The organism is Streptococcus salivarius, assembly GCF_000785515.1.
Taxonomy (GTDB): Bacteria; Bacillota; Bacilli; order Lactobacillales; family Streptococcaceae; genus Streptococcus; species Streptococcus salivarius.
The window spans coordinates 1935869-1950297 of record NZ_CP009913.1; the positions used below are offsets into that span (position 1 = coordinate 1935869).

16 protein-coding genes are annotated in these 14429 nt (G+C 40.3%); 4 read left to right on the forward strand and 12 right to left on the reverse strand.

Annotation, left to right across the window (positions count from 1 at the left end):
* The first annotated feature begins 125 nt into the window (after positions 1-125).
* Together SSAL8618_RS08885 and SSAL8618_RS08890 are read left to right on the forward strand one after the other, a co-directional pair.
* Positions 126-1568, forward strand: a complete 1443-nt coding sequence (locus SSAL8618_RS08885; RefSeq protein ID WP_038676755.1) for a sucrose-6-phosphate hydrolase — start codon at positions 126-128, stop codon at positions 1566-1568.
* A gap of 8 nt (positions 1569-1576) precedes the next feature.
* Complete coding sequence (locus tag SSAL8618_RS08890; RefSeq protein ID WP_038676758.1) at positions 1577-2542, forward strand: LacI family DNA-binding transcriptional regulator; 966 nt, start codon at positions 1577-1579, stop codon at positions 2540-2542.
* Between the two features lie 90 nt (positions 2543-2632).
* On the opposite strand, the gene nusB is transcribed toward SSAL8618_RS08890, so the two are convergent.
* From nusB to uvrA, 12 genes are all read right to left on the reverse strand, one after another.
* Positions 2633-3067: a transcription antitermination factor NusB gene (gene nusB / locus SSAL8618_RS08895; RefSeq protein ID WP_002884506.1), complete on the reverse strand. Its 435-nt coding sequence runs from the start codon at positions 3065-3067 to the stop codon at positions 2633-2635.
* Positions 3060-3449, reverse strand: a complete 390-nt coding sequence (locus SSAL8618_RS08900; RefSeq protein ID WP_002884704.1) for an Asp23/Gls24 family envelope stress response protein — start codon at positions 3447-3449, stop codon at positions 3060-3062. The genes nusB and SSAL8618_RS08900 overlap by 8 nt, the downstream gene beginning before the upstream one ends.
* A 70-nt stretch (positions 3450-3519) precedes the next feature.
* Positions 3520-4080, reverse strand: a complete 561-nt coding sequence (gene efp / locus SSAL8618_RS08905) for an elongation factor P (RefSeq protein WP_002884532.1) — start codon at positions 4078-4080, stop codon at positions 3520-3522.
* A gap of 115 nt (positions 4081-4195) precedes the next feature.
* Positions 4196-4651: a deoxycytidylate deaminase gene (locus SSAL8618_RS08910; protein ID WP_002884736.1), complete on the reverse strand. Its 456-nt coding sequence runs from the start codon at positions 4649-4651 to the stop codon at positions 4196-4198.
* 18 nt (positions 4652-4669) lie between these two features.
* Positions 4670-5731 carry a M24 family metallopeptidase gene (locus SSAL8618_RS08915; protein ID WP_022496297.1) on the reverse strand — a complete coding sequence of 354 codons (1062 nt, stop codon included), beginning with the start codon at positions 5729-5731 and terminating at the stop codon, positions 4670-4672.
* A 132-nt stretch (positions 5732-5863) separates the two neighbouring features.
* Positions 5864-6586, reverse strand: coding sequence for a hypothetical protein (locus tag SSAL8618_RS08920; protein WP_223896458.1), 723 nt, complete (start codon positions 6584-6586; stop codon positions 5864-5866).
* A complete protein-coding gene (locus SSAL8618_RS10715; RefSeq protein ID WP_038676759.1) occupies positions 6576-7397 on the reverse strand; it encodes an ABC transporter ATP-binding protein in 822 nt (273 codons plus the stop codon). The genes SSAL8618_RS08920 and SSAL8618_RS10715 overlap by 11 nt, the downstream gene beginning before the upstream one ends.
* 128 nt (positions 7398-7525) lie before the next feature.
* Positions 7526-8386: a thioredoxin family protein gene (locus SSAL8618_RS08930; RefSeq protein WP_038676761.1), complete on the reverse strand. Its 861-nt coding sequence runs from the start codon at positions 8384-8386 to the stop codon at positions 7526-7528.
* A gap of 266 nt (positions 8387-8652) precedes the next feature.
* The gene (locus tag SSAL8618_RS08935; protein WP_004183464.1) at positions 8653-8853 is read right to left on the reverse strand and encodes a hypothetical protein; all 201 of its coding nucleotides are present in this window, start codon (positions 8851-8853) and stop codon (positions 8653-8655) included.
* Positions 8854-8889: 36 nt separating this feature from the next.
* Positions 8890-9039, reverse strand: coding sequence for a hypothetical protein (locus tag SSAL8618_RS10660; protein WP_162837454.1), 150 nt, complete (start codon positions 9037-9039; stop codon positions 8890-8892).
* Between the two features lie 185 nt (positions 9040-9224).
* Positions 9225-9455 carry a DUF3923 family protein gene (locus SSAL8618_RS08940; RefSeq protein ID WP_038676763.1) on the reverse strand — a complete coding sequence of 77 codons (231 nt, stop codon included), beginning with the start codon at positions 9453-9455 and terminating at the stop codon, positions 9225-9227.
* Between the two features lie 95 nt (positions 9456-9550).
* The gene (uvrA, locus tag SSAL8618_RS08945) at positions 9551-12376 is read right to left on the reverse strand and encodes an excinuclease ABC subunit UvrA (protein WP_038676765.1); all 2826 of its coding nucleotides are present in this window, start codon (positions 12374-12376) and stop codon (positions 9551-9553) included.
* A 296-nt stretch (positions 12377-12672) separates the two neighbouring features.
* Between uvrA and SSAL8618_RS08950 the strand changes: the two genes are divergently transcribed.
* Both SSAL8618_RS08950 and SSAL8618_RS08955 read left to right on the forward strand, forming a co-directional pair.
* Positions 12673-13617: a magnesium transporter CorA family protein gene (locus SSAL8618_RS08950; RefSeq protein WP_037611177.1), complete on the forward strand. Its 945-nt coding sequence runs from the start codon at positions 12673-12675 to the stop codon at positions 13615-13617.
* A 69-nt stretch (positions 13618-13686) separates the two neighbouring features.
* The gene (locus SSAL8618_RS08955; RefSeq protein ID WP_002884401.1) at positions 13687-14358 is read left to right on the forward strand and encodes a DUF1129 domain-containing protein; all 672 of its coding nucleotides are present in this window, start codon (positions 13687-13689) and stop codon (positions 14356-14358) included.
* The last annotated feature ends 71 nt before the right edge of the window (positions 14359-14429 follow it).

A 14429-nucleotide genomic window follows, 5' to 3' on the forward strand; every position in this document is an offset into this window, starting at 1 on the left:
TTAGCATCTTTATATCATATGTCAACCGTTTAGCATAATTTTTTATTTTTTTATGATAAATCGTTGATTTTTCTAGGTAAAACGTTTACTATATTACTAACAAATAGATTAGGAGATCACTTTATATGAATCTACCAACAGAAGTTCGTTACCGTCCATACGCAGATTGGACAAACGAAGAAAAAACAAAAATTAAAGAAAATGTTGCTAAATCACCTTGGCGTGCAAGCTACCATATTGAACCAGAAACAGGTCTACTTAATGACCCAAACGGTTTTTCTTACTTTAATGGTAAGTTCCAACTCTTCTACCAAAGTTGGCCCTTTGGAGCTGCTCATGGTTTGAAACAATGGGTGCATACTGAATCTGAAGACTTGGTTCACTTTACAGAAACTGGTGTCAAACTCTTGCCAGACCATGAAAATGATAGCCACGGTGCCTACTCAGGTTCTGCTTATCAAATTGGTGATAAACTCTTTATCTTCTACACAGGTAACGTTCGTGATGAAAATTGGGTTCGTGACCCACGTCAAATCGGTGCCTGGATGGATAAAGACGGCAAAATCGAAAAATTCGACAAGGTTCTTATCAAGCAACCTGCTGATGCTACTGAACACTTCCGTGACCCTCAAATCTTCGATTACAAGGGACAATTCTACGCCATCGTTGGTGCTCAAAACCATGATAAACAAGGTTTTATCAAACTTTACAAAGCGGTTGATAATGATGTCGAAAACTGGGTTGAAGTTGGAGACCTAGACTTTGGTGGTACTGGCTCAGAATACATGATTGAGTGTCCTAACCTTGTCTTTGTAGACGATAAACCTGTTCTTCTCTACAGCCCACAAGGTCTTGATAAAGCTGAACTTGCCTACGACAACATTTACCCTAACACTTATAAAATTTTCCAAGATTTTGACCCTGAGAAACCTGCCCTTGTTGATGGCACACCAATCATCAACTTGGACTACGGATTTGAAGCTTATGCAACGCAAGGCTTTAACACTCCAGATGGTCGTGCCCTTATTGTTAGCTGGATTGGTCTTCCAGACGTGGACTATCCAACTGACAAATATGACTACCAAGGGGCTATGAGCTTGGTTAAAGAATTGTCTATCAAGGACGGAAAACTCTACCAATACCCAGTTGAAGCCATTACAAGCTTACGTGCTAGCCAAGAAGATTTCTCTGAAAAAGTGTCAACAACTAACACTTATGAGCTTGAACTTAACTTCGAAGCTAACAGCCAAACTGAACTTGTCCTCTTTGCAGACCAAGAAGGAAATGGCTTATCACTTACGGTTGATACTGAAAATGGAAAAGTTATCCTTGACCGTTCTAAAGCTGGTGAACAATATGCGACTGACTTTGGCACAAGTCGTGAATGTACTCTTGATGCCGGTCAAGCTGCAACAGCAAACATCTTTGTAGACAATTCAATCGTTGAAATTTTCTTCAACAAAGGTGAAAAAGTCTTCACTAGCCGCGTCTTCCCAAGTGCAGAACAAACTGGTATCAAAGTGACATCAGGGAACGTTTCTGGACACTACTTCGACTTGAAATACTAAGGTGATTTATGGTCGCAAAGCTTACTGACGTTGCCGAACTGGCTGGTGTGAGCCCAACCACAGTTTCTCGCGTCATAAACAAAAAGGGCTACCTCTCACAGAAGACCATTGACAAAGTTCACGCTGCTATGCAAGAACTCAACTATAAACCTAATAATTTAGCTCGAGGTCTTCAAGGAAAGTCGGCCAAACTTGTTGGCTTGATTTTCCCAAATATCTCCAATGTCTTTTATGCTGAGCTTATTGAACGTCTTGAAGATGAACTCTTTAAGCAAGGCTATAAAACCATCATTTGTAACAGTGAGCATGATCCTAACAAGGAAAAGGACTATTTGGAGATGCTTGCCGCCAATCAATGTGATGGCATCATCTCGTCTAGCCACAATCTTGGCATTGAGGATTATGAGAAGGTTGAAGCTCCCATCGTTGCCTTCGACCGTAATCTCGCCCCAAAGATTCCTATCGTTTCATCTGACAACTTTGAAGGTGGGAAGTTAGCCGCAAGAGCTCTGGTTAAAGCTGGTTGTCAACGAATTGTCATGATTACAGGTTATGATAATTCGGATTCTCCAACAGGACTCCGTCAACTAGGTTTTAATTATGAGTTGGACAAAAAAGGTATTATCCGTCCCGTTCCAAACGATTTGTCTCTCATGCGACGAGAATTAGAAATCAAATCTATCATTTCTCGTGAAAAGCCAGATGGCATCTTTGTTTCGGACGATTTAACAGCTATCTTGGTTATGAAGGTAGTTAGACAATTGGAACTTTCTATCCCTGATGACCTTAAAATCATCGGTTATGACGGAACTGCCTTTATCCGTCACTTTTACCCAGAGCTAGCAACTATCCAACAACCTTTGGACGAAATTGCTAAGCTTTGTGTCGAAATTCTTCTCAAGAAAATTAAAGGCAAAACAGTTAATCGTGATTACGTGCTTCCAGTAAATTTGATTGCCGGTGGTAGTATATAAATAAAAGTCGCAAGAAATCTCCGCTTGCGACTTTTTTTCTTGTTAAATTTGTAGAAAAAAGAAGTTGAAACAGTGCTCAACTTCTTTTGCTTATGCTTCATCTGTCACGAACTGACTAAGTACACCGTTAATGAACTTAGCAGATGTTTCATCAGAATATTTTTTAGCGATTTCAATAATTTCATTGATAGCCACACGTCCTGGTGTTTCTTCAAATGACGTGATTTCATAAAGTCCTAAACGAAGGAGGGTACGATCTGTCACAATCAAACGTGAGAGGCTCCAACCCTCTTTCAATTTTTCTTCAATTTGACTATCAAGTTGAGCCAACTCTTCACGGACGCCTGTTACTAGGCTAAGGAGAAAGGCTGGTACATCAACTTCAGTTTCTTCGTCAATTGGCTTGTCATAAGTGTAAGCGAAATGTGCTTGTTCCAGAGCTTCACCACCAAATTCAAGGGCAAAAAGCGTTTGAAAAGCACGCTCACGAAGGTCACGACGTGAATCTTTAAAGATATTAGTCATTCAAAAAATCCTCGTTAAACAATTCAGCCAAGTCTGGTTTTTGTGACTTTTCAGTAACAATAGATTCAACGTGAACGTTGACTTCTGAAATTGCCACTTCTGCCATATCATAGACAGCTGCTTTAACAGCTTTTTGAATTTCAATTGAAACCGCTGGTACGTTAACCCCATACTGAAGTGAAACGTAGATATCAGCATTTACAGTACCATCTTCTTCTGTTCGGAGGTAAACACCACGTCCCAAGCTTGTTTTGCTGAGGCTATCTGTAACGTTCTTATTTTGAAGGGCGTAAACACCTTCCACTTTAGTTGCAGCGATACCTGTAATCACTTCGAGCACGCGAGGGGCAATTACAATTTCACCGATATTTTCTGTAGTCATCGCATGTTTCCTTTCCGTTAGTTTGGAAAATAAAGCCTTCAAACCAATGGTTTGAAAGACTTAGTTGGGCTTAGGCACGTGATACGTAAGTACCTTCAGCTGTGTTGATAACCAATTTTTGACCAGCTTCGATAAAGTCTGGAACGTTAACCACAAGACCAGTTTCAAGTGTTGCAGGTTTACCTGAACCTGTAACTGTTGCACCCTTGATTGATGGTTGTGTTTCAGTAACAGTCAATTCAACAGTTGTTGGTACTTGCACACCGATAACTTCTGTTCCGTAGAATTGGATTTTTACTTCTGAGTTTTCAAGGATAAATTTCAATTCTTCTTGAACGTTGGCTACCGGGATTTCATATTGGTCATATGTTTCAGTGTTCATGAAGTATGCAGTATCATCCATTTGGTACAAGTATTGTGCTGGTACTGTTTCGATGATTGCTTGTTCAAATTTTTCTTCTGGACGGTAGCTAGTATCAAAAGTTGAACCTGAGCGAACATCACGCAATTTCATACGCATGATTGTGTTACCTTTACCAGGTTTGTGGTGGCTAGCTTCAAGAACTTTGATCAATTTGCCATCGTTAGTTACGAAAGTCATACCCGCACGGAGTTTACTTGCTTCAATCATTATTAAATACCTCTTTGTAAAAAATTATTATCAGTTTATTCTACCATAAATGACAGCATGGCTCAAATGTTTTATAGATTCAAGCCCAATCCTCAGGCTTTTTTCAAAGAACAAACTAGTCATCCATTCCTAAGTGAACCTCTGGAACATCATGTTGCAAATAAGAAACACCCTTTTGTTCCATCAACTCAATCGCAAATGGGTGCGGTCTATAATTGGCCTTGTAAGTAATCTTTACGATACCAGCTTGCAAGAGGGCTTTGGTACAGTTGATACAAGGAAAATGAGTCACATAAATCTCTGTATTTTTGGTAGAAATCCCCTCTTTGGCACATTGGATAAGGGCATTCATCTCTGCGTGTACCGTACGAATACAATGACCATCTTCCATGTAGTGACCTACTTCGTTACAGTTATCAGTCTCAGAAACCCCGCCATTATAACCTGTAGCGATAATACGCTTGTCCTTGACTAAAACAGCCCCAACAAAGGCACGATCACACGTAGAACGCTTAGAAATCAGCTCTGCATTAGCCATAAAATAATCTTGCCAAGATAAACGGTTTGGCATAAAGTATTCCTCCAAATCTTAGAGAACAATCAATTCCTTAGGCGCAAGGGTAATCAATTCACAACCATTTTCTGTGATAATGATGTCGTCTTCGATACGAACACCATATTTATCAGCCAAATAAACACCTGGCTCGTCTGTCAAGACCATACCAGCTTCGATGGTTTCATCAGAATTACCAAAGTAAGGAATCTCGTGAATGTCAAGACCGATACCATGTCCGATACCATGTGTAAAGTAATCACCGTACCCCGCTTCGACAATAACATCACGCGCAACCTTATCATAGTCACGACGTGTCATGCCAGCCTTAGCCGCATCAATCAAGGCCTGGTTAGAACGTAAAACGATATCATAAATTTCACGCTCCTCATCAGTAGTGTCACCAATATGGATAGTACGAGTCATATCGCTAACGTAGTGGTTGTAGTAGCATCCAAAGTCCATAGTCAGGGTCTCACCAGATTGAATAACCTTTTCTGAAGCAACCCCGTGAGGCATAGCTGAACGGTAACCTGAAGCAATGATAGACTCAAAGGAAATCCCTGAAGCTCCGTACTCGCGCATACGGAAATCTAGGAAGTTTGCCACTTGTAGCTCTGTTGTTTGACCTGGTTTAATGAAATCAAGCACATCTGTAAAGGCACGGTCTGAGATAGAACAAGCCTTACGGATAGTTGCCAATTCTTTTTCGTCCTTGATCATACGCAACTCTTCCATGAAATTGCTTTGTGGTGACAAAGTGTAGCCTTCAAAAATCGCTTGAAGACCTTGGTAGTAAGCAAATGACACCTGATTATCGAAACCGATAGTTTCAAGTTTATCAGACTCGATAATTTTAACAATATCCTTAAGTGGATCCTTAGTTTCAATAATATCAAAGCCATGCACAGATTGTTTGGCAATGAGGGTATAACGTGAATCCGTTAAGAAGAGGCGACGATTCTTAGTAATGAAGACAGTCGCATTTGTCCCCCAGAAATCTGTTAAATAATAGATATTTTTTTGTCCTGTCACCAACAAGGCATCAAGGCCTGATTGGGCAAGTTTAGCATCAAATCGTTCAAGTCTACGTTGCATTATGAATTACTCCTTTGGTATTTTAGGTTAATTATACCAAATTTTCAGACTTTAAAGGATTAAATTGGCATTTTAGATAGTTTTTTTGATGTCATAAAGAAAAAGTCAGATGAAACTCTGACTTTATTAGCATTACACAAAGGCTCGCTTTTCGTAGATAGTTGGCGCAAAGAGGAGCAAAACCAAAGTCCAAGCAAACAAAACAAGGGCTTCGCGAAGACTGAAGAACTGTTGACCGCTAGTAAAGACTGCTCGCATAAAGCTAAATGGCACATAAGTCATCAGCTTAGTCATGGTATCCCCTAAACTAGCCAAATAGAGCGTAAAGAAAGTCATTCCTGTCACTCCAAAATAGGCCGTTACAAAGGCTGTCAAGGTATTTTTTACAAACAAGACAAGCAAAGAGGAAACCATATAAATAAAGGCTCCATAGAGTAGGAAATCAATATAGATGTTTCTAATATAATCCCACAAAGGAAAATCTACATGTTGCACAGAATACTTGTAGAAGACCAACTCCAAAACCAAAATAGTAGCAGCAACTATAGACAACACAAGGAAACTTAAGAGTTTTCGAAGAATAACCTCGCGTCCAGATAAGGAAGACACCCGAATCATATTAATTGTTCGATTCTGAAATTCTCGTCCAAGACTAGATACTGCTAGATAAGCAAAGACGATATCCACGATAAAGGAATAACTGGCAACAATCGCTGATGGCCCAAGGTAATCTCCCTTATAGCCATCACATAAGATTACAATTGCACCAATCAAGGCTACCAATCCAAGACAAATAAAGACACTCCTTGTCACACATTCCTGCTTTAAAAATACCGTTCTCAATTTACTTTTCATTGAATAGCACCTCACTTAATCCTTCTTTTTCATAAGTAAAAGGAATCCCCTCCCGATCCATAACCTGCTTAACAGCTGCTAATCCTTTGACTAAGATGTCATGATTTTGTCGTTCAAAAGATAGACCATTTAATTTGAGCAGAGACATCAATGACTTCAAACTTAAATCCTCAGTATAAATCTTGTATTTGACATTATCACTATCATCTAAGTAAATCAGCTTATGATTCTTCAACAAATAGTTTTTCGTACAAACCTGTTCAAGATTAGACAGAATATGACTTGAGATAATAAAGGTTAGGCCATGATTTTTAGCTAATTTTTTTATTAATGTGAGGAGACTGTTGATTCCATTAGGATCCAGACCATTTGTAGGCTCATCAAGAAGGATGAGTTCATCTGAAGCAATTAAGGCGATAAACAAACCCACACGTTGCTTCATTCCCAAAGACAATTTGGAAGCCTTGCGTCTAAAATAGGCCGCCACCTCCAACTCGTCCTTATAACGGTCAATCAACGCGTAATCCTTACTGTACAACTTACAATAGAATTTAAGGTTAGCTTCAACAGTCATGTTAGGATATAGAGCTGGAGCTTCAATCAAGGCTCCTACACTTTTTGTTTTTAAGTCAATAATATCCTTGGGTCCTGCCAAGATACCTGATACTAGTTTCATCAGGGTCGTCTTCCCTGCACCATTATTACCAATCAAACCAGCAATATCCCCCTTCTCTAACGTGAATGAGATATTATCCAAAACAGTTTGCTTTCCAAAACTATAGGTTAAGCCTTTCACCGCTAGCACTGTCATGTATTTACCTTTCTTTGTTTAAATAACTAGCCCAATCGCTTATGATACTCGAAGAAATGACCTTAGATTAAGTCCGATGAAATCATATTTGATAAATTTTTTTATTTCTCGACTTAGAAAATAGTCTGTTAGAAAAATTTCCCTAAAAGACTTATAAGCAGGTCTGTTAGATTCCTAAAAACTTGCTTAATTTGAGACATTAGGCTAGTAACAGACAGGTCTGTAGGATTAACTGTATTCTCACCACCATCCTTGATAGTATCTTCAGAGGGGGATTCAGGTAAGGGATTTTCCGCCTTCTCTACTACCTCTGTTCCCTCTGGTGTCTCCGTTTTCTCAGTTTCTTCCTTAAAAACAGCCTGATAAATAGCTTGGGCATCCGGAGCACTACCAAGATAGCCAGAAATCAATTGACCATTTTTGAGACGAATTACACTTGGAGTTCCTGGAATTCCTAGCTTATCAAATAGTATTTTACGAGATTCACGGTCTAACTGATCCGAATCTGTATTGTAATAAAGAAGCTGACCATCAATCAGGGTATTGAAATCCTTCAAAACTGGAGAATTTTGACGACAATAGTAGCAGGTTGGCCGGCCAACATAAAGGATATGGTCTCCGCCATCTTCAGTCAACATATTTGTGACATCACTATAAGAGACTGGCTTCAGGTTTTCAAGATTCTTTTCATAAGTTTCAACCGAAACCTCTTCGGACCTCACTTCTGTCTCAGCCACTCCTGTCTGTGATGATGGAAGAAGTGAATTTTCCTTTGTCTCACTATTAGATTCAGCCTTCTCAACCACTTGTTCGGAGGTTGTTTCGGAAGAAATCTGTACATTATCTACCTGACTATTCTCAACAAAATTATTGGATAATTCGATTGTAGATTCCTTAACATCTGGCTCATCCGCTGCTCCACTAAGCACTGCTAACTGGCAAGTACCTAAAACAAAACTCGCCATCAAAATAAATTGTATTTTCTTCATGTGTTCTCCTTATTTGTTTACTGTGTGACATCTTATCTTTTACCCATTAACAAAAGCAAGGGTACCATGACATTAATTACCATATTTCTCTCCTTTTTCTATTTAATTAGCACTTTAACAACTAGGTCCAAGCTATGAACTTCATTATAAGAGCTTAACAAGATAAAAAATAGTGACATAAATGTCACCATTCCATAGAATTAAAGACAAAAGAAAAGGCTAAGTATATAAACTCAACCTAAGACTATAGTAATCAACAGAGAAAATCATTTCTCCTTGTCCTTACCCGCTACCCTAAGGGCAAATAAAGAAAAAGCTAACGAAAGTGTTGACCAGACGAGACAATGGTCAATAAAGGCAACGCCTTCGGTGAAACTTAGAGTAGCATTTATCATCACAATAAATAGCCAGACGATCACGATAACAATGCTTAAGCTTCTAATAAGATTATTTTTCTGTTTATCCATATTACTCTTTCCCATATTTGGTACTCATGGTAACTTCTAATCACCATAAGGGTATTTCCTTTTCAACCACCATCTGTTCCAACCCAATCGTTCAGGTAAGGTTTGAGGTCTAGATACAAAATCACCCCCTGTGACATTTTCTAAGGTTTCAGCAGTGAGCTCTTCGCCATATGCCTTAGTTCGCATTCTTATTTCTCCTTTCTTGTCAAAAATAAATACAGCAATAACCACTTGGACTATTCAAAAACTAGTTGTCTTGGTAACCTAGTGGGTTTGGCTATAAGGTCATTATAGGTTCTCTCTTTTCAAAAAAATAGTGACATAAATGTCACTATCTCTGAACACAAAAATCCAGGCCTTTATAGGACCTGTTACAAAACTTGTTTATTTCTACGGTGTTTCAGAATAAGATAAAAAATAACCTCAAAAAGGAGAAAACTAAAATAAAGTCCTAAAACGTAAAGCAAAGTTTCCCATTTATCTGTTACTGATTGAAAATGGCCATGATGATCCACTGTACGGATGCTAATCAAAAGACAAACATCTAGAAATAGGGCTAGAAGAATACCATTAAAGCCTATAAAAAAACGCTTTTTAACCATAGTCTGACTCCTGTATGTTTTTTCTTAACCATAGAATAGCAAGCTCAACTTAAACCAGCCTAAAGCAAAAAAAAGACTCAAAGAGTCTTTTTACTTTATGTCAATTTTTCTTTCAAATATTGTCCTGTGTAGCTTTCTGGAACAGCTGCCACCTCTTCTGGAGTCCCTGTAGCTACGATGGTACCTCCACCGACACCGCCTTCAGGACCCAAATCAATGATATGGTCTGCGGTCTTGATAACATCCAGATTGTGCTCAATCACGAGAACAGTGTTGCCATCATCCGCAAAACGCTGAAGCACCTTCAAAAGACGTGCAATGTCATCTGTATGGAGACCCGTCGTCGGTTCATCCAGAATGTAGAAAGACTTACCAGTAGAGCGTTTGTGCAACTCACTAGCCAACTTCATACGTTGAGCTTCTCCACCTGATAGGGTTGTTGCTGGTTGTCCCAAGGTCACATACCCAAGCCCTACATCCTTGATCGTCTGCACCTTACGAGCAATCTTAGGAATAGCCGCAAAGAAGTCAACCGCGTCATCAACTGTCATATCTAGAATCTCCGCGATATTTTTCCCTTTATAACGAACCTCTAGGGTCTCAGAATTATAGCGTGTGCCATGACAAACCTCACAAGGGACATAAACATCAGGCAAGAAATGCATCTCAATCTTGATAATACCATCACCAGAGCAGGCTTCACAACGGCCTCCCTTGACATTGAAAGAGAAACGCCCCTTCTTATAACCTCGAATCTTGGCCTCATTGGTTTGGGCAAAAAGATCACGAATATCGTCAAAAACGCCTGTATAAGTCGCTGGATTAGAACGAGGTGTACGCCCAATTGGACTTTGGTCAATATCAATCAAACGCTCGATATGTTCAATGCCTGTCACTGATTTGTGTTTACCAGGTTTCTCACTATTGCGATTGAGCTCTTGGGCAATTTTTTTCTTGAGAATCCCGTTAACCAAAGTCGATTTTCCTGAACCAGAAACACCTGTGACTGCAATCAACTTTCCAAGCGGAAACTTGACAGACACATTCTTAAGGTTATTTTCGCTAGCTCCTGTAACCTCGATAAAACGACCATTACCTACACGACGTTCCGTAGGTACAGGAATTGATTTGGCACCTGACAAGTACTGACCAGTAATTGACTTCTTGTTTTTAGCCACTTCCTCTGGGGTTCCAGAGGCCATGATTTGACCACCAAAGGCACCAGCACCAGGTCCCACATCGATAAGCCAGTCAGCCTCACGCATGGTATCTTCATCATGCTCCACCACAATCAAGGTATTGCCAAGGTCACGCATCTTTTTAAGACTTGAAATCAAGCGATCATTGTCACGCTGATGAAGCCCAATAGAAGGCTCATCCAACACATATAGGACTCCAGAAAGGTTAGAGCCAATCTGTGTCGCCAAACGGATACGCTGACTCTCACCACCTGAAAGGGTTCCAGCCATACGAGAGAGAGTCAAATAATTAAGGCCTACATTATTTAAGAAAGTCAAGCGATCCTTGATTTCCTTAACAATTGGACGAGCGATCACTCCCTCGTTTTCACCTAATTCAAGGTTATCGATTTCCTTAAGATGATCTGAAATAGACAAATCAGAGATTTGACCAATATTGAGACCATTCTCACCACCAACACGAACTGAGAGTGCTGCTTCGTTAAGACGATAGCCATGACAAGTTGGACATGACAGCTCATTCATATAACCTCGCATGACATTGCGAGTGAAATCACTATTGGTCTCGTGATAGCGACGATTGATATTAGTCACAACCCCTTCAAAAGGAATGTCAATATCACGCACCCCACCAAAATCATTAACATAATGGAAATGGAATTCACGATCCCCAGATCCGTAGAGAATCAAATCTTGTTCTTCTTTTTTAAGATCTTCAAATGGCGTATCCATATCCACGCCGAACTGCTCCATAGCCTGCTCAAGCATAGCTGGATAATAGTTGGACGAAATAGGATTCCAAGGCGCCAGAGCACCTTCACGCAAGGTCTTACTAGCATCAGGGATAACCAAATCCATATCAACTTCCAGTTTATTACCCAAACCATCACAGGTCGGACAAGAGCCAAATGGCGCATTGAATGAAAAGAGACGAGGCTCCAACTCTGGCACTGTGAAGCCACAAACCGGACAAGAATAATGTTCTGAGTAAAGCAGTTCATTATCATCCATGGTATCCACAATCAAGTAGCCATCTGCTAAACGTAGGGCCGCCTCCACCGAATCAAAGAGACGACTACGGATACCATCCTTATTCACCAAGCGGTCTACAACTACTTCTATATTATGCATTTTAGACTTAGACAACTCTGGCACTTCTGTGACATCGTAAATCTCACCATCTACACGAACACGAACATAACCGTCCTTTTGTACACGCTCAAAAACGGCCTTGTGTTGCCCTTTTCTACGACGAACAATCGGCGCTAAAATCTGCATACGCGTACGCTCAGGAAGAGCTAGAACCTCGTCCACAATCTGTTCCACAGAGGATGACTGAATGGCCCCATGACCATTAGGACAATAAGGAACACCCACACGGGCATAAAGAAGACGAAGATAGTCATTAATCTCTGTTGCCGTTCCGACCGTCGAACGAGGGTTTTTGCTTGTTGTTTTCTGGTCAATGGAGATGGCAGGACTCAAACCATCAATCGAGTCCACATCAGGTTTCTCCATATTTCCCAAAAACTGGCGGGCATAAGCCGAGAGACTTTCAACATAACGACGTTGCCCCTCTGCATAGATGGTATCAAAGGCCAAGGAAGACTTCCCAGAACCTGATAAACCCGTCACCACCACCAGTTTATCACGCGGAATCTCCACATCGATATTTTTTAAATTGTGAGCTCTTGCTCCATGAATCACTAACTTATCTTGCATATTTTTAAGAGGCCCTAGCGCAAAAGCTACTGCCGCTCCTTTCTACAGACGGATGGAAAATCCATCCCGACTTTCTCTCATAATTATAACAAAATTTCAATTTATCCAGCCCAAAAATGTTTCAAATGTAGTATAATGGTGGAGTGTCTAAAAAAGGCAAGGAACATCATCCCAAGCCTCATTTGACAGCACTAAAAAAAGCTAAGAGCAGTGTTTATTGGACTTAAAAGCGATTGTAAAAATCCTTTTATAATCAAGACGCCAGCGCTTACTTAATGACGAAGGAGGGGTTCCCATTGAAACAAATGTTCTTATCCACCGGAAAAGAATTCAAAGAAATTGAAACATTCGAGCCTGGTGCTTGGATTCATTTGGTGAACCCTTCCCAAGAAGAAGCCATGAAGGTTGCAGAACGGTTTAACATTGATATTCAAGACCTCCGCGCCCCTCTGGACGTGGAAGAAACTTCACGTATCGATGTCGAAGATGACTACACCCTGATTCTGGTCGACGTCCCAACCCAAGAAGAGCGTAATAACAAAAGCTACTACGTCACTATTCCATTGGGTATCATCGTTACTGATGAGGTGGTTGTTACTACCTGTCTTGAGGACATCAGTCTCATGGATAACTTCCTCAACCATCGTGTACGTAACTTCTACACCTTCATGAAGACCCGTTTTGTCTTTCAGATTCTCTATCGCAATGCTCAACTTTACCTAACCGCCCTACGTTCTATCGACCGTCAGAGTGATAAATTGGAAGCTCAGTTGGAAAATGCGACTAAAAACGAGCATTTGATTGACATGATGGAATTGGAAAAATCCATTGTCTATCTAAAAGCCTCACTTAAGATGAATGAGCGAATTGTTAAAAAGCTAACAGGTAACGCCTCTAGCTTGAAAAAATATATCGAGGACGAGGATCTCTTGGAAGATACACTGGTCGAAACCCAACAGGCCATTGAGATGGCAGGCATCTATGAAAATGTCTTGAATGCCATGGCTGAAACCTCTGCCTCTATCATTGGCAATAACCAGAACACTATCATGAAAACACTCGCTCTCATGACTATGGCTCTGGACATCCCAACCGTTATCTTCTCCGCCTACGGTATGAACTTTAAAAACAATTCTATGCCACTAAACGATTTAGATAACGCCTTTTGGGTCATCTTCTTCATCGCAGCTTTCGGGTCATCCTGCGTTGTTATCTACTTTATCAGGAAAAAATGGTTCTAACATAGAGCCTCTTCTTTTCCCTAAACTTCAAAACTAAAAAAATAATACTATTTATCGAAAGGTCATCTCATGGACATCCAAAAACTCACCAAGAAAAACCAAGAATTTATCCACATCGCAACTAACCAACTCATCAAAGATGGTAAATCAGACCAAGAAATCAAAGACATTCTTGGCAATGTCATTCCTGAACTTATCGAAAATCAGAAAAAAGGAATTACAGGACGTGGACTCCTTGGTGCTCCAACTGTTTGGGCTGCTAGTTTCTCTCCTGAAAAACACCAAAAACCTGAAACTGATAAGCCTAACAAAGAAGTACCAGAAACAGATAAAACACCTTGGAAGATGTGGCTTGATACCTCACTCTTCCTTCTAGCCATCGTTGCTATCATGAACGCAATCTTTGGTTTCTCAGGTACACAAACTAGCTACGGTCTCACAACCCTTCTTTCAGTGTCATTCATTGGAGGCCTTGCTATGTATACCCCTTATCACTACATCTACCGTCACAATAACAAACCAAAAGAAGAACGTCCAAAATGGTGGTTCAGCATGACCGTCATCACACTCTCTTTTATTGCATGGTTTGCTCTCTTTAGTCTTACAGCCCTTCTTCCAAGCTACCTCAACCCTGGTCTTTCACCAATTGTGATCCTTATCATTGGTGTCATTGCTGGTGTTGCCAAATACTTCTTCAAACGTCATTACAACGTCCAAAGTACTTACGCACCTGCATCTTAATCAATCTCAACCTCAAGTACCCTTATGGGTGCTTTTTTACGTCAGAAATCTTGACACAGTTGGCTATTCTA

Bases quoted from the DNA above. Each gene is read 5' to 3' on its own strand.
- SSAL8618_RS08885 (WP_038676755.1), top strand. From the start codon at position 126: ATGAATCTACCAACAGAAGTTCGTTACCGTCCATACGCAGATTGGACA.
- SSAL8618_RS08890 (WP_038676758.1), top strand. From the start codon at position 1,577: ATGGTCGCAAAGCTTACTGACGTTGCCGAACTGGCTGGTGTGAGCCCA.
- nusB (WP_002884506.1), bottom strand. From the start codon at position 3,067: ATGACTAATATCTTTAAAGATTCACGTCGTGACCTTCGTGAGCGTGCT.
- SSAL8618_RS08900 (WP_002884704.1), bottom strand. From the start codon at position 3,449: ATGACTACAGAAAATATCGGTGAAATTGTAATTGCCCCTCGCGTGCTC.
- efp (WP_002884532.1), bottom strand. From the start codon at position 4,080: ATGATTGAAGCAAGTAAACTCCGTGCGGGTATGACTTTCGTAACTAAC.
- SSAL8618_RS08910 (WP_002884736.1), bottom strand. From the start codon at position 4,651: ATGCCAAACCGTTTATCTTGGCAAGATTATTTTATGGCTAATGCAGAG.
- SSAL8618_RS08915 (WP_022496297.1), bottom strand. From the start codon at position 5,731: ATGCAACGTAGACTTGAACGATTTGATGCTAAACTTGCCCAATCAGGC.
- SSAL8618_RS08920 (WP_223896458.1), bottom strand. From the start codon at position 6,586: ATGAAAAGTAAATTGAGAACGGTATTTTTAAAGCAGGAATGTGTGACA.
- SSAL8618_RS10715 (WP_038676759.1), bottom strand. From the start codon at position 7,397: ATGACAGTGCTAGCGGTGAAAGGCTTAACCTATAGTTTTGGAAAGCAA.
- SSAL8618_RS08930 (WP_038676761.1), bottom strand. From the start codon at position 8,386: ATGAAGAAAATACAATTTATTTTGATGGCGAGTTTTGTTTTAGGTACT.
- SSAL8618_RS08935 (WP_004183464.1), bottom strand. From the start codon at position 8,853: ATGGATAAACAGAAAAATAATCTTATTAGAAGCTTAAGCATTGTTATC.
- SSAL8618_RS10660 (WP_162837454.1), bottom strand. From the start codon at position 9,039: ATGCGAACTAAGGCATATGGCGAAGAGCTCACTGCTGAAACCTTAGAA.
- SSAL8618_RS08940 (WP_038676763.1), bottom strand. From the start codon at position 9,455: ATGGTTAAAAAGCGTTTTTTTATAGGCTTTAATGGTATTCTTCTAGCC.
- uvrA (WP_038676765.1), bottom strand. From the start codon at position 12,376: ATGCAAGATAAGTTAGTGATTCATGGAGCAAGAGCTCACAATTTAAAA.
- SSAL8618_RS08955 (WP_002884401.1), top strand. From the start codon at position 13,687: ATGGACATCCAAAAACTCACCAAGAAAAACCAAGAATTTATCCACATC.